Below are 18,790 nucleotides of genomic sequence, written 5' to 3'. Positions count from 1 at the left end.
TCGCTAATTCTTATCTTTTAAATAAACGTGATCTTACAGCGATGTAAAAATCTACGTTTCGTAAAAAGGTCGTTCTTTAAAATAAACAAAGTTCTGTTTATCTTGGTTGATTCTTGATTTGTTTCAATTATTGTTTTATCCAGTTTTCAAAGAACAAGTTTTGAATTATTATTAGTATCCATAAAGACACAAAAAAAATGGTTTTATGGCCGATTAATTAAGCGAAGCTTAATTAATCTTTAATAAACCTTCAAAACTGAACGCAAAACGTCGATTTTCCGTATGCCTAGCTATCATACACCAAAGGTGTAATCCAACTATAGACATATATCCTTAGAAAGGAGGTGATCCAGCCGCACCTTCCGATACGGCTACCTTGTTACGACTTCACCCCAATCATCTGTCCCACCTTCGGCGGCTGGCTCCCCTAAGGGTTACCTCACCGACTTCGGGTGTTACAAACTCTCGTGGTGTGACGGGCGGTGTGTACAAGACCCGGGAACGTATTCACCGTGGCATGCTGATCCACGATTACTAGCGATTCCGGCTTCATGCAGGCGAGTTGCAGCCTGCAATCCGAACTGTGAACGGTTTTATGGGATTAGCTCCCCCTCGCGGGTTGGCGACCCTCTGTACCGTCCATTGTAGCACGTGTGTAGCCCAGGTCATAAGGGGCATGATGATTTGACGTCATCCCCACCTTCCTCCGGTTTATCACCGGCAGTCACCTTAGAGTGCCCAACTTAATGATGGCAACTAAGATCAAGGGTTGCGCTCGTTGCGGGACTTAACCCAACATCTCACGACACGAGCTGACGACAACCATGCACCACCTGTCACCACTGTCCCCGAAGGGAAAAGTATATCTCTATACCGGGCAGTGGGATGTCAAGACCTGGTAAGGTTCTTCGCGTAGCTTCGAATTAAACCACATGCTCCACCGCTTGTGCGGGTCCCCGTCAATTCCTTTGAGTTTCAGCCTTGCGGCCGTACTCCCCAGGCGGAGTGCTTAATGCGTTAGCTGCAGCACTAAGGGGCGGAAACCCCCTAACACTTAGCACTCATCGTTTACGGCGTGGACTACCAGGGTATCTAATCCTGTTTGCTCCCCACGCTTTCGCGCCTCAGCGTCAGTTACAGACCAGAAAGCCGCCTTCGCCACTGGTGTTCCTCCACATCTCTACGCATTTCACCGCTACACGTGGAATTCCGCTTTCCTCTTCTGTACTCAAGCCTATCAGTTTCCAATGACCTTCCCCGGTTGAGCCGGGGGCTTTCACATCAGACTTAACAGGCCGCCTGCGCGCGCTTTACGCCCAATAATTCCGGACAACGCTTGCCACCTACGTATTACCGCGGCTGCTGGCACGTAGTTAGCCGTGGCTTTCTAATAAGGTACCGTCAAGGTACGGGCAGTTACTCCCGTACGTGTTCTTCCCTTACAACAGAGCTTTACGATCCGAAAACCTTCTTCGCTCACGCGGCATTGCTCCATCAGACTTTCGTCCATTGTGGAAGATTCCCTACTGCTGCCTCCCGTAGGAGTCTGGGCCGTGTCTCAGTCCCAGTGTGGCCGATCACCCTCTCAGGTCGGCTACGCATCGTTGCCTTGGTAGGCCATTACCCCACCAACTAGCTAATGCGCCGCGGGCCCATCCTGCAGTGACAGCCGAAACCGTCTTTCAGAGTTCGTCCATGCGGACGAACTGATTATTCGGTATTAGCCCCGGTTTCCCGGAGTTATCCCCATCTGCAGGGCAGGTTGCCCACGTGTTACTCACCCATCCGCCGCTAACAAAATTTGAAGCAAGCTCCAAATTTTGTTCGCTCGACTTGCATGTATTAGGCATGCCGCCAGCGTTCGTCCTGAGCCAGGATCAAACTCTCCATAATACCGGCTAGCCGATACGCAGCACATTGCGTTGTCAACTTCTCTCACTTAGTCAGTCACGTACTAATGTACGCTCCTTCCTTCGCTCAATCGTTTCCTAGCACTGCACTACGTCTCGACCGCCAGAACAAGAAGAAAATGAAAGCTCATTTCTTTTTGCCGGCATTAATAGTTGTAGCGTTAACTACTTCTATTGAATGACAATTTTGTTTCAAATAGAAACGTTTATACTCAAGTGCGCCGAAGCGTCCTGAGTTATTAATCATATCGTGTAAACACGAATGACTTATATCGACGTTTTGCTGTTCAGTTTTCAAGGTTCATAACAGAGGAAGTATTTCGTGTTCCTCTTTTTCGTATAATGCCATTTCGCAACAGCAACTCTTATATCATAACATGCCTTATTCACCGTGTCAACAACTAATTTCAATTTCTTTTTAGTTGTTTAAGTGATTGTATCGGCAAGGTAGTTAAATATAACACGCCTCTTTTAGAAATGCAACACTTAATTATAGTATTAATGCAAAAGCGCATACAGACGCTACTCCGGGTATACCTAGTAAAGCTATTACAAGTCCTGAAGCGATATTAATTGGTACGTAAACACCAAAGAATCCAGCTGCGATGTTCATAATAAACAAAACTAAGAAGGAAAACGCTAGACGAAACCAATAGATAGATAAACGTTCAAATACTTTTCGAATCTGTTTGTTATCCATTAAGAATAGAAGTAAGACAAAACCTGCAATTGATATACCGATGGCTAATTTCATGGAATCGCTCCTTTTTTAAATGATATATAATCATATGCGATCCCATGAAGAACTATTAGTCACCTTCCAAGATGGCGAGCCTTTGCTTCTTTATATAGATAGAAATGAATACTTTCTGCAATCTTTCGGCGAAGAATTACTTCTTGATCATAATCATTAAGGTACTTTTCAATCTCTCTAGCTTGTTCCCACTCTTTTTTGGTTTCTATCATTAAGGCCCGTAGTCGATCATCATACTCTTCTTTTAACTTATTCCTTCGTTTAAACAAAGTTCAAACTACCTCCTACAATTCCCGACGACCCTCGAGCGCCTTTGATAGCGTTACTTCATCCGCGTACTCTAGATCTCCACCGACTGGAAGTCCATGTGCAATTCTCGTGGTCATTATACCTGAAGGTTTTACAAGTCTTGAAATGTACATCGCAGTTGCTTCTCCTTCAATAGTTGGATTAGTAGCTAAAATTAATTCTTCTACTTGTTCATCTTGGAGTCGCGTTAATAAAGTAGGAACATTTATATCTTCAGGGCCAATACCATCCAACGGGGATATAGCACCGTGAAGAACATGGTAGAGCCCTTTATAATCACGCATTTTTTCAATTGCAATTACATCTTTAGGATCTTGAACGACACATATTGTCGATCCATCACGTGATTTGTCTTGGCATATATGACACGGATCAATATCGGTAATATGTCCACATATTGAGCAAAAACGAAGATTCCGTTTTGCATCGACAAGCGCTTTTGCAAAATCAAGCACTGTATCTTCCTTCATACCTAATACAAAAAACGCCAGTCGACCCGCTGTCTTCGGGCCGATACCTGGCAGTTTCATAAAACTATCAATTAACTTTGAGATTGGTTCAGGGTAATGCATCATAGTTCCTCCTAGAACATTCCAGGAAGGTTCAATCCTTTCGTGAATTGTCCCATCGTAGAGTTCGTCAATTCTTCAGCTTTAGTCATTGCTTCATTCGTTGCTATTACTACAAGATCTTGTAACATTTCAACATCTTCTGCATCTACAACATCTGGATTAATAATAACTTCCAAAACTTCTTTACTACCAGATACAACGACCTTCACCATACCGCCGCCCGCTGAACCTTCAATTCTTTCTTCCCCTAATTTCTCTTGCGCTTCCGCCATTTGTTTTTGCATCTTCTGCATTTGCTTCATCATACCTTGCATATTTCCCATACCCTTCATAATCATTTCCTCCTCATTTTTTTCGCTACAAGTAGCTTTTTGAATTTAATTCACACAGTCTGTTAATCATCATGTATTTCTATGAAATCTTTCCCAAAACGCTTTTCAGCTTCAGTTACGAGCGGATCTAAGTTTTCCTGTTCCGCTTCTTTTACAAATGAGAGCATGTCATCCACGTCTACATTTTCTTGTGTTTCCGCATTGGATACTTCTGGTTTCCCTAGATTGTTACTACGAATAAACTCTTCTCTAACTTTCAACCAACCTTCTTCGGGTACGTAGACAACTTCATACGCCTTACCAGTACGTGAACTTAGTGCATCAGAAAGGCCTGAACGGAGAGATACATTTTCAGAAGCCATGAGGCAATGTATTTCATATTTGAATTTTAACACAAATGCATTCTCAGATGCAGCTACAGGTTCTGTATCTTCTAAAAGTGCAGCATGAGACTTTTGCATTGTTTGCATCATTTGAGCCCATTCCTCACGAATGGTTTTAATATCTTGTTTCGTTGCAGATTTGAGTACTTCATTTATTCTGCCAGTAGGAATTTTAAAGGTCTGCGATGATTTCGACGCATTTTTGCGCGGCGGTCCAGCATTACCTTCAGTAGGCTGTGCAATTCCACCTACTTTAATTTGGCGCTGCAACTCACCGACAAGACGCTCTAATTCCTCGACCTTACTCGTTAGTTTTGGATCAATTGCCGCATTGCTCGTTTGAACAGATTCAGCATCAAGGTGAATCATTTTCAAAAGGGCTGATTCCAAATATACTTTTGCATGATTTGAGAAACGCATTTCTTGTTGCGTCTTTGCTAGTATGTCAATAAACAAATACAACATATTTGAATCGAAAGCCTGAGCTATCTCCTCAAAACGACTATCTCCTGATATTAGCTCAAGTAAGTTTTTTAAATCCGGAGCAGTACGCAGCAGAAGCAAATCCCTAAAAAATGTAATCAGGTCTTCAGCTAGACGCGTAACATCTTTCCCTTCTGAAATTAAAAGATCTAGAAGAGATAGTACAGAACCTGCGTCCTTACTAATTAACGCTTCAGCTAGTTGATGAAAAATATCTTCTCCTATTGAACCAGTAACAAGTAAAGCATCTTCAACAGTTAGTTTTTCTCCACTAAACGACACTACCTGATCGAGCATACTAAGTGCATCACGCATTCCGCCCGAAGCAGCTTGCGCTATGACCTTTAATGTACCCTCGTCTGACTCAATATGAACATCTGCCAGTACTACCTTCATCCGCTCAATTATATCAAATGTAGTGAGTGGTTTGAAGTCGAAACGCTGACATCTCGAAATAATAGTCAATGGAAGCTTATGTGGTTCAGTCGTTGCCAAGATAAAAACAACATGGGAAGGTGGTTCTTCTAGCGTTTTCAAAAGTGCATTAAATGCAGAGTTTGATAGCATATGAACTTCATCAATAATATACACTTTGAATCGAGAATTAGAAGGTGCAAAACGAACCTTCTCTATAATATCCCGCATTTCTTCTACGCGAGAATTAGAAGCAGCATCAAACTCGATTACATCCGTATCAGAACCCTCAGTAATACTTAGACATGTTGGACATTCATTACACGGTTCTTTCGCTGGTCCCTGTTCACAATTTAACGCCTTCGCAAAAATCTTTGCAGCACTCGTCTTACCAGTACCCCTCGGACCCGAAAAAAGGTATGCGTGCGTCGTCTTATTATGAAGGAGAGCGTTCTGCAATGTCTGTTTGACATGTTGTTGACCTGACATTTCTTTGAAGGATTGGGGTCGATATACACGATAAAAAGCTTGATACACCAACAGGTTCAACTCCTTTCGACGCGACGCCATAATATTTCAATTGTACCACAAGTGGTACTCATTGTACTTTTCTATGTAATAAAAAAACCCGCCCACTAAACGGACGAGTTGGATTATAAAATTAAAGCCGTGCACCTTCCTTCGACAGCCGAACACAAGCGTTACTCTTGTCGTTAGCTCAGTCTAGGTGACCCTGCGGCACATAGAAAACTCCACTTAATGCTGCTTCCTTCCGGACCTGACATGGTTCGTGGGTTTCCATTGCGCAGGACCCAAACGTCAACACTACGTGCAAAAGGCAGACCAAACATTCGGACAGCCTTGAGAAGGTATTCAGTCTTGCTAGAGCGGATTGCAAGTTACAAGGCACCGCTATCTCCCCACCTAGCACGGCAAGACTTAGTATACTCAACTTTAAGGCTTAAATCAACCGATTAACATTAATTTATTATTTTCAATAAAACAGTTGACATAAGTTTCTATACATGATAAATTATTAATTGTTGCTACGGAGGTATACCCAAGCCCGGCTGAAGGGATCGGTCTTGAAAACCGACAGGGGTGTCAAAACCCGCGGGGGTTCGAATCCCTCTACCTCCTTAATAGTTAAACGAAAAGCAGCCCAAGCGGCTGCTTTTTTTGTTTCTGAAATTAATTAGATTTCTATTACCTACTTTCACTTTTCCACTTAAAGATTTTACTAATTAACCGTAGTAATATACGTAAACTTAAGAACAACAATGATGAAAAAGCAATTCAGTTCTCTGTTTTATTATTGTAGTGAATAACAAAAGTAGCGGCACTCGTAAAGAGTACCACTACTTTTTTATTTACTTTATTCTCGCACCAATAACTGAGGGACGTGTAGGAATACATTGATAATATTTAAAGCGTGCTGCTAATTTTTCAGCAACTTCCTTTTCCATCCCCATCTTCACTGCAACAAAGATTGAGGGTCCGGCACCACTTATCGTCATACCGTATGCACCAACTTCCTTACAAAAAATACGAATAGCATCGAAATCAGGAAATAAGTGCTTTCTGTATGGCTCATGGAAGACATCTTTTTCCATCATTCGACCAACCATCTCCCAATTATCTAAAGCCATTGCAGCCGAAAGCACGCTTCCTGCGGCACTACTTAACGTTGCTTCACTATGCTTTAGTTCATTTGGAAGAAGACCTCTCGATGCTTCTGTTAGTAGCGCCTCTGGTGGAACGAGTATTACAGCACCCATTGTAGGTTCTGGTATATGGATAAAATCCATTTCCTCTTCCTCATAATGAGATATAACTGCTCCACCAAGAAGTGCAGGTGTAACATTATCCGCATGCCCTTCTAACTCACTACCAATTTGCACCTTTTGGCGATCTGTTAGTGATAAATCGAGAAGATGGTTCGCTATCTCAATACCTGCAGCGATTGCAGCTGCACTACTTCCTAACCCTTTACCTAAAGGGATATCTGATTGTACCGATAACTGTAAAGGCCGAACAGCTAAATTATGACGCTTAGCTACATTCACTATTGTTGTGACTATTAAATTATCATCGCCGCCTGTTATGCCTTCAAATCCGTCGTCTTCATATGTAACTTTCCAAGCATCAGATGGTGAAACAGTAACAGTCATTTCAAGACTAAGTGCAAGCCCAATACTATCGAAACCAGGGCCAAGATTAGCGGTAGTCGCAGGAACGACAACCGAAAAACTCGGAACTCCCATCACTTCTTACCCGCTTTCAACTCGCTTAATAGATGATCGAACTGCTCACGAGATAACAATGCTTTATCTTTATTCACTTCGATTGCTGTATCAGGATCTTTCAATCCATTACCAGTCAAAACAGCAACAACAGTAGACCCTTTTTTCAATGAACCATTTTCTACTTGTTTTTTCACACCTGCAATAGATGCACATGATCCCGGTTCAGCAAACACACCTTCAGATGATGCAATCAAACGGTATGCTTCTAAAATTTCTTCATCTGTTACAGCTAGAATTGTCCCATTTGATTCAGCAAGCGCCGATTTTGCAAGGTCCCAACTCGCAGGATTACCAATTCTAATCGCAGTTGCTACTGTTTCAGGATTATCAAATACGCGGTCATAAACGATTGGTGCTGCTCCGTCTGCTTGTACACCAAGTAGCTCTGGCAATGCCGTTCCCTTTTTATCCGCATACTCTTTGAAACCTTTCCATGCAGCAGAAATATTTCCCGCGTTACCTACTGGAAGTGCAAAAATATCAGGAACTTTACCAAGTTGTTCAATTGCTTCGAAAGCAATCGTCTTTTGTCCTTCTAAGCGATAAGGATTCACTGAGTTTACAAGCGCGATATCCCCTTCACCAGCTTCACGAACCATCCTAAGTGCCTCATCAAAGTTTCCTTCAATTTCTAGAATTTCAGCACCGTACATTTTCGCCTGTGCTAGTTTACCAAGTGCAATGCGACCTTCAGGAATAACGACAATGGTACGCATACCTGCACGGGCACCGTAAGCTGCAGCAGATGCAGATGTGTTACCCGTAGATGCACAAATTAAAATCTTCTTGCCTTCTTCTTTAGCTTTCGCAACAGCCATGACCATTCCGCGGTCTTTAAATGAACCAGTAGGATTAGCCCCTTCAACTTTAACGTATAAATCAATTCCCCACTGCTCGGATAGATTTTCCATATGAATGAGTGGTGTATTTCCTTCTTGTAATGTTAGCATAGGTGTCTTATCAGTTACTGGAAGCCACTCTTTATAATGATCAATTAATCCTGTCCATCTTTTCATTATTATTCGTCCCCTTCAACTCGGTAATGACTTAAAACGCGAAGAACTTCAGGTGTTTTTTCTAATTCAGACATGACGTCAAGATGTTGCTGACGTGACATACGATGTGTAATGAAAACAAGTTCCGCTCCCGCTTCTTCAATATCTGTATGTTGTACTACTGTCGCAATACTAGCGCCGTTCGCACTATAGATTGCAGATAACTTTGTTAACACACCAATTTCGTCTTTTACAAGTATTCTATGGAAGTAACGTGCGTACATTTCGCAATCATTCTTCACTTTACGCGCATGTTGTGGTGCATGAAGTCGCTTGCCATTTACGCCTAAAAGTATATTACGGCAAGCCGCGACAACGTCCGCTGTAACAGAAGTTGCTGTTGGTAGTGAGCCAGCACCAGGTCCGTAAAACATCGTTTCTCCAACTGCATCTCCGTAAATGTATACAGCATTGTATTCATAATTAACAGATGCAAGTGGATGTGAGTCTGAATAAAATACCGGCTCAACAGCTACTTCAATACCGTCTTCATTCTTCGAAGCTGATCCTACCATTTTTACTGTATAACCAAAACCTTTTGCCAATTCTAAATCACCATCGCGAATTTCTTTCATTCCTCTGACAAAGACATCATCAAGATGCACTTCTGTTGAGAATGCAAGCGACGCAAGAATAACCATTTTTCGTGCTGCGTCAATTCCATCAACGTCTGCTGAAGGGTCAGCTTCAGCATATCCAAGCGCTGTTGCTTCTGCTAAAGCATCTTCATAAGACATATTTTCATGTTTCATTTTCGTTAAAATAAAGTTCGTTGTGCCATTTACAATCCCCGATAATGCACTAATTCGGTCTGAAGCCAATCCATCCTCCATCGTACGAATAAGCGGAATCCCACCACCGACACTTGCTTCATAAAATAAGTCACAACTATTCTCATCAGCAAGTTTTAATAAATCTTGTCCAAATTCAGCCATTACATCTTTATTTGCAGTTATAACACCTTTTCCTGCTTTTAGTGATTGTTCAATGGCCTCCTTTGCTTCATTAATTCCTCCCATCACTTCTATAATTATATCAATTGATGGATCATTAATCACTTCAGTTATACTTGATGTAAATACCTCATTTGCCAACTCAGTTGTTCTCTTTTTAGATGTATTTTTAATTAAAACCTTTTTTATATTAACATCCACACCAAGCTTGTGTTTTAAATCTTTCTGATGGTCATGTAGAATTTGCGCTACACCGCTACCAACTGTTCCAAATCCTAATAAACCAATGTTAATTTCATTTTTCATTTGACGATTCTCCTAACTGTATGTACACTATGGGAAAACAATTGACCTCCACATAAGGACATTATAAAGAAAACTATTAATAAAAACAACCCATACCCACATTTCTATGATAAACTTTCAGTATATTAATAATAAAAAGATAGGACTTGATGTAGATGAAAGTATGTAAGTTTGGCGGAACATCAGTCGCCTCGGCTGAGCAAATTAAAAAAGTTGCTGACATAGTAAAAAGTGACCCCTCTAGAAAAATTATAGTCGTATCCGCACCTGGGAAACGTTCAAGTGATGACATCAAGGTTACGGATTTATTAATAACATTAGCTAATGCTGCACTTAATGGTAGTAATGTAGAAAAAGAACTAGCGGATGTAGTAAACAGATACCAATCAATTGCTACTGACTTAGGCTTAAATGAAGATATCATCGATATTATTAAAGTTGATATGCAAAGGCGACTCTCTTCAAATAAGGAAGATATTAGTCTCTTTACCGACTGTATTAAAGCTGCTGGTGAAGACAATAACGCCAAACTAATTGCCGCCTATTTTGTGCATATCGGAATGGAAGCACAGTATATTTGTCCAAAAGAGGCCGGATTACTTGTAAATGATCGTCCTGAACGCGTCCACGCGCTGCAAGAAGGATACGATCGTCTAGAAAAGTTAAAAGACATTCCCGGTATTATTGTATTTCCTGGTTTCTTTGGCTATACAAAAGACGGAACACTCCGTACATTCAATCGTGGAGGATCCGATATCACTGGCTCTATCGTAGCGGCAGGAACTCGTGCTGAACTATATGAAAATTTTACCGATGTTGACTCCGTTTTTGCAGCAAATCCGAACGTCGTAGACAATCCAGTCGGTATTGATAAATTAACATATCGTGAAATGCGCGAACTGGCTTACGCTGGATTTACAGTTTTCCATGATGAAGCACTTATGCCTGCATTTTTACGCTCTGTTCCGGTTTGTGTTAAAAATACGAACAACCCTGATGCACCGGGAACACTTGTTGTAAGAAATCGTGATTACTCTACACAGCCAGTTGTGGGAATCGCGGCTGATAGTGGCTTTACGACATTATTTGTTTATAAATACTTGATGAATCGTGAAATTGGTTTTGGACGCCGTTTACTTGAAATTCTTGAAGATGAAGAAATTCCATACGAGCATAGCCCATCAGGAATTGATAATTTATCTGTTATTATTCGAAGTATTTATTTAACGCCAGAAAAAGAAGAACGTATCATTAAACGTGTAAAAGAAGAATTAGATGCTGATGACGTTCATTTATACGATAAGGATTATTCAATGATTGTTCTTGTTGGTGAGGGAATGCGTCACACAACTGGCCTTGCTGCACGTGCCGCTACTGCAATTGCCCGTACAGGTGCCAATATTGAAATGATTAACCAAGGTTCGTCTGAAGTGAGTCTCGTTTTCGGTATTAATAAAGACGATGAAACAAAAGTATTGAGGGAATTGTATAAAGAGTTTTTTAGTGAAGTTGTCGTCGCGAAATAAAACCCAAAACAGCACACCATTTTAGAAGGTGTGCTATTTTTTATACCCATTAACAGTAACAATAGAACTAATCGTCAAATATGACTACCGTATAGTCATTGTTGAATAGGGGGCGTAAAATGTTATTAAAACAGACTAATTTAATATTAGAACATATTCTCAAGTATTCTTTTGATGAAATTTTTATCACAAACTCATTTGGGGATATTGTGTATGTGAGTAAACGATTTATGAATTTGTTTGGAATTAACCAAGATGAAATAATTAATCAGAATGTTTATTTGTTAGAAAAGCAAGGTTTGTTAACCCCCAGTATTACAGGAAAAGTACTACAAACAAAACAAATAGAGACAATCATTCAAGAGACACCTATGGGTGGTAAAATTGTTGTTTCTGCTTATCCAATTTTTGATGACAAGCAAAACCTTATGGGAGCGCTCAGTTTCTCACGAGACATTACAGAACTCGACTACTTAAAACAGACGAATGAACAAGTGGCTAAAACGATTGCTTTATATGAAGAAGAGATTAAGAAAATGAAAGTAATTCAAGCTAGCTCGGATACGATGGGTAGCGAAATGATGAATAAGGTTTTTAATGTTGTGGAAAAGGTTTCTAGCCTAGATGTGACCGTTCTTTTAGAAGGAGAATCAGGCGTTGGAAAAAATTATATTGCTAAAAAGATACATGAAACGTCCAACCGTAGAAATGAACCCTTTATTGAAATTAACTGCGGTGCTATTCCCGAGTCTTTAATTGAATCAGAGCTATTCGGATACGAGGAAGGATCATTTACAGGTGCTAAAAAGGGTGGAAAGATTGGACATTTTGAAGCTGCAAGAAACGGGACTATCTTTTTAGATGAAATATCAGAACTACCACTAAATCTACAAGTGAAGTTGTTATCCGTCCTACAGAATCTAACAATACAACGTTTAGGAGCCAATTCAGTTGTATACTTAAATTGTAGGATTATATGTGCAACGAACCAAGACCTTCAACAATTAATTGCTGAAAAAAGGTTTCGCGAGGATTTATATTATCGGATAAACGTGATTAAAATTGCAATCCCCTCTTTAAGAGAAAGAAGAGAAGAAATTGAACATTTAAGTAGGGATTTGTTGAGTGAATTTAATGAAAAGTATGTGATGAATAAAAGATTTTCTGAAAATATGATCGCTTGGTTACACAGACAAGATTGGCCGGGAAATATTAGAGAGCTTAGAAACTTCATTGAGAGAATCATGATAACTTCCAATGAGGATATAATTGATGTTGACCAAATCGGGATTTCAATTCCCGAGGAAGATGATCTTCCTTTAGATGAATACATTGAAAAAGTGGAAAGGAATTATATTCGCCAGATGTATGAAAAGTATCCTAGTAGTGTGAAATTAGCAAAGAAATTAAGCATTAGCCAATCTACTGCAAATAGAAAAATAAATAAGTATATAAATCTTTCCTAGTCAAAGTTGACTAGGTTTTTTAATTTCACAAAATTAAGTGCGTCAATACTTAAATTTAGATTAGTCTCCTAAATATTTTTAACACTATTTACTTTTAATGATCAATGAACGCAAAGGGATTAAAGACCCTTTTTCTTTATTTTACTAAGTAAGGATCTACCTTCCCCTATAGTTGGCACATTAATTGCAATAGTCTTACTACGATAATAAAAATTCATTAATAATTGAAAGCTTTACTTTCAATTTACATTAGTGAATGAATAAATCTCTATACAAAAATCCATTTAGGAGAGTGAAGATTAATGACGAAACAAAACGAAAAACAAATACTTAACTTACCATTTACAGGAATCTGCTCATTTGGTAAATATCCAATATGTACAGATATCAACGAACTTGATGCTGAGGTAGCGGTTATAGGTGTTCCTTACGACATGGGAACACAATGGAAATCTGGCACAAGGATGGGGCCACGTGGAATGCGAGAAGGTTCAACATTATATAGTTTTGGTTTGGAGGGTGCTTATGATATTGAAAAAGATATTATGTATTTAGGCCCCGACTGTAAGATTGTGGATTGTGGGGACGTTGACATTGTTCATGGAGATTTGGAACAAAGTTTTGATAATGTTGAAGCGTCTATTAGAACAATCGTCTCTAAAGGGGCAATTCCCGTAGTACTTGGTGGGGATCATTCAATTACAATCCCTGTTGGAAGAGCGCTCGATAACGTTGGAACATTCCACGTAATTCAAATAGATGCTCATCTTGATTGGGCAGATCATCGCTCTGGACAAAGATTCGGACATGGCAGTACGCTTCGTCGTTTAGCAGAAATGGATCATGTTGATAAAATGTTCCAATTTGGAATCAGGGGTATTAGTAGCAGCATAAAAGAAGATGTAGACGCCGCGAGAGAATATGGTAGCAAGATTTTATCTCCACGACAAATGAGAAAAATGGGTATTGAATCAATCTTAGAGTTAATTCCTGAAGGGGAGAACTACTATGTAACGATTGATATCGATGGACTAGATCCTTCATTAGCACCGGGAACGGGAACTCCCTCTCCAGGTGGATTGTATTATGACGAAGTGAACGAGCTTATAGAAGGAATTGCAAAAAGAGGTAGTGTGATTGGTTTCGACTTAGTTGAAGTATCACCTCCATACGACCCTACAGGAATCACGAGTCAAGTAGGCGCTCGAATTGTTCTTGACTTTATTAGTTTTATTTTAAAAGAAAAGGAACTTAATGAGTTGAAAAATCAAGAAATAAAAACATTGCAAGTATAATATTTTATTTAATGTTAATGGAGGAGGCATTACCCTATTCCATTAACATTATCTTCATCACCTACAACCTATTTAGTTGAATTTTGCATACTACCAGATATGAAAACTAAAACTACTGGAGGTTTACTTGTATGAATGAGAGGGCAATTATTAGTGAGAAAAACCAAGCTTTTAGTGAGAACTTAGATCCAACAATCGAAATTGTTGATCGCGATGATCCAGGGTATATAGACACGATTACTATCACGAAAAGGCAATATAAAATTGGGTTAGCCAAATCATTTATATTTACGTCAATTGCTATTCTCGTGTTTTTCATACCAATAACAATAAATGGTGAATCAGATATCTTATTCAGTACAATATATAACTTCTTTCTCGACTTAGTAGGGATTGTTGGACTATGGTTTGTGGCTGCTCTAGCAGTGGCTAATTCAATTGTAGGTATTTATGGTAAGTTTATGGCTAAGAATGGAACTTTTTTTTCCAATTACTACGGTCACGACTCCATTTTCCATCCCTTTTTCTATCTATTAGGAGCATTTTATACAGTCGTTTACACATTAGATGTCACCTTCACTCAATATACAGGACCTGAATGGATAGTCGGTGGCGGCACAGGTGGAACTGTCATCCCAAGTATTGTATTAGGGGTATTATGGATTATTATAGTTGGTGCATTTTTTATGCCTTTTCTATTGAATTACGGGGGTATTGATTTTGTAGGCTCTATTCTTGAACCATTAATGAGGCCACTCTTTAAAGTTCCAGGAAAAAGTGCGATTGATGCACTTGCGTCATTTGTCAGTTCTTCATCAATTGCAGTAATTATTACAAGTAAATTATATAAAATGAATGTCTATACAAAAAGAGAAGCTGCTTTTATCGCAACTTCATTCAGTGCAGTCAGCGTTGGATTCGCTTTATTAGTAATCAATACTGCTGGTTTAGGTGAGCACTTTTTAAAAGTTTATTTTTCATCTTTAATTATCACATTTATTGTATCTATTTTTATGGTCAGAATACCGCCCCTTTCTAGAAAAGAGGATATGTACTTTAGTGGCAAGATTCAAACGAATGCAGAACGAACTAGTGAAGCAAAGTTTGAAAGTGGCATGTTTAAACGAGGTTTGGAGCGTGCTGCAAAAAGGGCTTATACAGCGGAAAGTATTTATAAAGAAGTAAAATTAAGTCTCATAGATGGATTCAGAGTCATTCCAAAAGTTTTATCATTAATAGCAGCTGCAGGAATTTCAGGTTTAGTAATTGCAGAGTATACACCAATCTTCAAATGGATTGGACAAGCCTTTGTTCCGTTATTAATGGTACTCGGGGTTCCTAACGCTCAGGAAATTGCACCTTCCATTCCAGTAGGGTTTGCAGAAATGTTCTTACCCGTATTATTAATCGCAGATCAAATAGACGTTCTTGATATTGGGGCACGGTATTTTGTTACTGCATTATCAATGGTGCAAGTAATATTCTTGTCAGAAACTGTTGTCGTTATGATGGCAACTCGATTACCCGTTAAGTTTTGGGAGTTAGTCGTGTGTTTCATTCAACGAACATTAATTGCAATCCCCATTGTTGCATTAAGTATGCATATTCTTTTTTAAGTTTATCAATAATAAAATCAAAACAGTCGACCTTTTTTATAATTAATCAGTTCAGTTCAGTGGTACAAAATACAAAATTAATATTAAAATTGATATATGTATCAAACAACTTAAAGCAATTATTCAAAGGTTACATTTTCGTGTTAAAGCATTGCTAATTAAGTAGTTAATTTGAAGGGAAATAGAAATAGAAATAAAAGATAAAACTTATTCAAAACAAAAACACTGAAAATAATTCAGCGTTTTTGTTTTTTATTAACCTCTTACAACTCCAACCTTAACAATCAAGCACCCCTTTGTTTAATAATCGTTTATCTCGAATTGTTATACACTAAAGACAAACCACAAAAGAAGAAGAAATATGCTAGTAAGTGCAGTATTATTAAATATTTTTTTATAACCTTTTTTCAAATAAATTAAAACAAAAACAAGAAAAGAAGTTGTATAAATAACATTGGGATACTGATTGCAAGAAAAAGCATAAATTCCTTAACTTCTGTTAACATTTATCCTTTACTCTCGTCAATTCTACTCAGCAAAACAATAATTTCGGTGATTTTGGTAGAAAGCAATATAAAAACACCCCAAGAGTTAGATTTTCAGCTCTAACTTTCGGGGCGCAGTACCTAAATGAGATGCAAATTACTCACTATAAATGGGTTTAAAAACCTGCTAAAGGTTGTGTGATTTTGAGTTTTGTATCGCTCAACTAAACGAATTATTTTTGACTTAATTGTATTTGGTAGTGGATTATTACAAAACGACAACCAATAGTAAAAAGAACTTATCATATTTATTTTATATCAAATTGCTGTCGAATTGTACTTGATAGCATATCCGCCATTTCCAATCCTTGTTCTATCATTTTATCAAATACTGTCACGCCAGCTTTAAAGTCATGATCCATGATGTAAATAATTTCTGACTTTATAAGCCTCAAATGCGCATAAAACATCTCTCTAATTTCGTCTCTGTCGATAAATGGATTAATTCTACTTATAAACAGCGAAATTTCATCACCATTTCGATACCAATGCTTTTCAATTTCAACGGACTCTTTATGATTACCCGCAATCATCGCTTTAACCAAATCCCCTGCAAGCTCTATATGTTCTTTCATCAACTGACTGTACGTGTGCGCCACAAGCTCACCGTAAAAAGGTAAGAGTGAATCACCGATATCCGTCCCAGTTTTCACAAGACGCTCAACAACAACATCTGTATCTGGTAGATGAAAGATGAGACTATTAATAGTCGTTCGCGTCCACGCAATATGCTGTTGCCAGAGATTCCGCATTTGATTCATTAACACAAGCTCCTGCTTACTAATACTATTCGAAGGTTGTTGATAATAATGTAGCTGTAGTGGATCATAAAAAAGATCCTCACCAAATAGATTCAATTGTTTTCCACTCCTAATATCCGGAAGTGCATACAATCTATCCTATTCATGGTGTTGGTTTATCGTGTTATAAAGTAATCACCTATTTGTTTAATAATTACTTCAACTTCATGAGGGTTTTCCAGTAAATCATAATCAGTAATCGTTAACCTAAGTACTGGACAAACATTAAATGAAGCAATCCACTCCTCATAACGACGATACAACTCTTCCCAATAAGTAACTGGTGTCTGCTGTTCCATCTCGCGTCCTCTCTCTTCAACGCGAGATACAATTGCATCGAGTGGACCATCTAAGTAAACGAGCACATCTGGCTTCGGAAAGAAGGGCGTCATAACCATCGCTTCAAACAAATTCGTATATGTATCATAATCGATTGCCGCCATTGTGCCCTCGTCTTTGTGCATTTTAGCAAATATCCCTGTATCCTCATAAATTGAACGATCTTGTACAAATCCACCGCCTGATTCAAAGATGCGCTTTTGCTCTTTAAAACGCTCTGCTAAAAAGTAAATCTGTAAATGGAAACTCCACTTTTTAAAATCTTCATAAAAAAGGTCGAGATAAGGATTTTCATCCACTTTTTCAAGAGATGTTTTAAATTGCAAAGCATTTGCAAGCGCATTAGTCATAGTTGATTTTCCAACCCCTACTGTTCCCGCTACAGTAATGACAGCATTACTAGGAATCCCATACTTCTCACGTAAATTCATTTAACAACCTCCTTTTTAATCGTTTGCACCAATTCATCTAAAATAATCTGTAAGTCATTTTTATTTCGAATAAAATCAAAGTTATCCCCGTTTATACGCAATACTGGAATTTCGGGGTGTTCCTGCTCAAATTGATTGATAAACTTTTCATAATCTGTTGCTAATTGAAGTAAATAGGCAGGATCCATCTCTTTTTCAAACTCACGCCCGCGCATAGCAATTCGTTTTAAAAGTGTTTCTTGGCTTGCATACAAATAGATGACGATATTCGGAAACGGCAAATCCTTCGTCAATATCTTATATATTTCTTCGTATTTTCTATATTCAGCATCCTCTAACGTTCGCTTTGCGAAAATGAGATTTTTAAATATATGATAATCTGCAACAACTGTTTTCTTACCATTTTGAAGTTCATACTTTAAGTCTGTTTGTTGCTTATATCGATTACAGAGGAAAAACATTTCCGTTTGAAAGCTCCAAGCTTCTATATCCTCGTAAAATTTTGATAAGAACGGATTTTCATCTACAATTTCTTTTACAAGGTAGTAATTCAGTGACTGCGCAATTTGTAAAGATAAAGAGGTCTTACCTACACCTATTGGGCCTTCTACTGCAATAAACGGATTATTCATGGGAAATCTCTCCTTCAGTTCATCTTCAGCTGCAATTCATTTTACCATAACAGTGCGATTATTCCACGTGGAACAATTATAGAAAAGCGGAAGGAGCCCGGTAGTTCCGACAAGCGCTGGAGAGTTTGTAGATAAAGGTGGTCTTTCCTTTATCAACAAAATCGAAGCGACTCGAGGAACTGGCTCCTGCAGACTAGACAGTACGAAAAGCGGAAGGAGCCCGGTAGTTCCGACAAGCGCTGGAGAGTTTGTAGATAAAGGTGATTTTCCCTTTATCAACAAAATTGAAGCGACTCGAGGAACTGGCTCCTGGAGACTAGACAGTACGAACCGTGCTACACTATTCAATAAGGAGCGATGAAT

15 protein-coding genes, 1 tRNA gene, 1 rRNA gene and 1 other RNA gene are annotated in these 18,790 nt (G+C 38.8%); 5 read left to right on the top strand and 13 right to left on the bottom strand.

Going from position 1 to position 18,790, the window contains the following annotated elements; all coding sequences use genetic code 11:
* Positions 1-337 precede the first annotated feature (337 nt).
* The 7 genes from AC3RV6_RS00180 to ffs all read right to left on the bottom strand — a co-directional run bounded on the left by AC3RV6_RS00180 (position 338) and on the right by ffs (position 6,090).
* Positions 338-1,893 (bottom strand): 16S ribosomal RNA (locus AC3RV6_RS00180).
* A 507-nt stretch (positions 1,894-2,400) separates the two neighbouring features.
* Positions 2,401-2,664, bottom strand: a complete 264-nt coding sequence (locus AC3RV6_RS00175) for a pro-sigmaK processing inhibitor BofA family protein (RefSeq protein WP_489747492.1) — start codon at positions 2,662-2,664, stop codon at positions 2,401-2,403.
* 59 nt (positions 2,665-2,723) lie between these two features.
* Complete coding sequence (locus tag AC3RV6_RS00170) at positions 2,724-2,933, bottom strand: YaaL family protein (protein WP_489747491.1); 210 nt, start codon at positions 2,931-2,933, stop codon at positions 2,724-2,726.
* A 15-nt stretch (positions 2,934-2,948) separates the two neighbouring features.
* Positions 2,949-3,545, bottom strand: a complete 597-nt coding sequence (gene recR / locus AC3RV6_RS00165) for a recombination mediator RecR (protein ID WP_489749138.1) — start codon at positions 3,543-3,545, stop codon at positions 2,949-2,951.
* Between the two features lie 11 nt (positions 3,546-3,556).
* Positions 3,557-3,877, bottom strand: coding sequence for a YbaB/EbfC family nucleoid-associated protein (locus tag AC3RV6_RS00160; protein ID WP_489747490.1), 321 nt, complete (start codon positions 3,875-3,877; stop codon positions 3,557-3,559).
* Between the two features lie 62 nt (positions 3,878-3,939).
* Positions 3,940-5,697, bottom strand: a complete 1,758-nt coding sequence (gene dnaX / locus AC3RV6_RS00155) for a DNA polymerase III subunit gamma/tau (RefSeq protein WP_489747489.1) — start codon at positions 5,695-5,697, stop codon at positions 3,940-3,942.
* Between the two features lie 127 nt (positions 5,698-5,824).
* Positions 5,825-6,090, bottom strand: an RNA gene (ffs, locus tag AC3RV6_RS00150) — signal recognition particle sRNA large type.
* Between the two features lie 117 nt (positions 6,091-6,207).
* On the opposite strand from ffs, the gene AC3RV6_RS00145 reads away from it, so the two are divergent.
* Positions 6,208-6,297: transfer RNA gene (locus tag AC3RV6_RS00145), tRNA-Ser, on the top strand.
* Positions 6,298-6,527: 230 nt separating this feature from the next.
* Here AC3RV6_RS00145 and thrB read toward each other — a convergent pair.
* The 3 genes from thrB to AC3RV6_RS00130 are packed head-to-tail and all read right to left on the bottom strand — an operon-like array spanning position 6,528 to position 9,777.
* Entirely contained in the window at positions 6,528-7,421 is an 894-nt protein-coding gene (thrB, locus tag AC3RV6_RS00140; protein ID WP_489749137.1) for a homoserine kinase, read from the bottom strand.
* Complete coding sequence (thrC, locus tag AC3RV6_RS00135; protein ID WP_489747488.1) at positions 7,421-8,479, bottom strand: threonine synthase; 1,059 nt, start codon at positions 8,477-8,479, stop codon at positions 7,421-7,423. Before thrC ends, thrB begins: the two co-directional genes overlap by 1 nt.
* A gap of 2 nt (positions 8,480-8,481) precedes the next feature.
* Complete coding sequence (locus tag AC3RV6_RS00130) at positions 8,482-9,777, bottom strand: homoserine dehydrogenase (RefSeq protein ID WP_489747487.1); 1,296 nt, start codon at positions 9,775-9,777, stop codon at positions 8,482-8,484.
* A 155-nt stretch (positions 9,778-9,932) separates the two neighbouring features.
* On the opposite strand from AC3RV6_RS00130, the gene AC3RV6_RS00125 reads away from it, so the two are divergent.
* The 4 genes from AC3RV6_RS00125 to AC3RV6_RS00110 all read left to right on the top strand — a co-directional run bounded on the left by AC3RV6_RS00125 (position 9,933) and on the right by AC3RV6_RS00110 (position 15,680).
* The gene (locus tag AC3RV6_RS00125) at positions 9,933-11,303 is read left to right on the top strand and encodes an aspartate kinase (RefSeq protein ID WP_489747486.1); all 1,371 of its coding nucleotides are present in this window, start codon (positions 9,933-9,935) and stop codon (positions 11,301-11,303) included.
* 119 nt (positions 11,304-11,422) lie between these two features.
* Complete coding sequence (locus AC3RV6_RS00120) at positions 11,423-12,769, top strand: sigma-54 interaction domain-containing protein (protein WP_489747485.1); 1,347 nt, start codon at positions 11,423-11,425, stop codon at positions 12,767-12,769.
* 302 nt (positions 12,770-13,071) lie between these two features.
* Positions 13,072-14,064: an agmatinase gene (speB, locus tag AC3RV6_RS00115; protein WP_489747484.1), complete on the top strand. Its 993-nt coding sequence runs from the start codon at positions 13,072-13,074 to the stop codon at positions 14,062-14,064.
* A gap of 131 nt (positions 14,065-14,195) precedes the next feature.
* Positions 14,196-15,680 carry a YjiH family protein gene (locus tag AC3RV6_RS00110; RefSeq protein WP_489747483.1) on the top strand — a complete coding sequence of 495 codons (1,485 nt, stop codon included), beginning with the start codon at positions 14,196-14,198 and terminating at the stop codon, positions 15,678-15,680.
* A 793-nt stretch (positions 15,681-16,473) separates the two neighbouring features.
* Here AC3RV6_RS00110 and AC3RV6_RS00105 read toward each other — a convergent pair.
* From AC3RV6_RS00105 to AC3RV6_RS00095, 3 genes are read right to left on the bottom strand one after another with little or no spacing between them, the layout of a single operon-like run.
* Positions 16,474-17,082 (bottom strand): acetylglutamate kinase, encoded by a 609-nt coding sequence (locus tag AC3RV6_RS00105; RefSeq protein ID WP_489747482.1) that lies wholly within the window; start codon positions 17,080-17,082, stop codon positions 16,474-16,476.
* Positions 17,083-17,141: 59 nt separating this feature from the next.
* Positions 17,142-17,795, bottom strand: coding sequence for a deoxynucleoside kinase (locus AC3RV6_RS00100; protein ID WP_489747481.1), 654 nt, complete (start codon positions 17,793-17,795; stop codon positions 17,142-17,144).
* On the bottom strand, positions 17,792-18,427 hold the full coding sequence (locus tag AC3RV6_RS00095; protein ID WP_489747480.1) for a deoxynucleoside kinase: 636 nt from the start codon (positions 18,425-18,427) through the stop codon (positions 17,792-17,794). Before AC3RV6_RS00095 ends, AC3RV6_RS00100 begins: the two co-directional genes overlap by 4 nt.
* Between the last annotated feature and the right edge of the window lie 363 nt (positions 18,428-18,790).

The sequence above is a fragment of the Sporosarcina sp. So3-204 genome (assembly GCF_058068165.1).
Note: the sequence above shows the minus strand (reverse complement) of the source record. Positions and strands in the feature narration are given on the sequence as shown.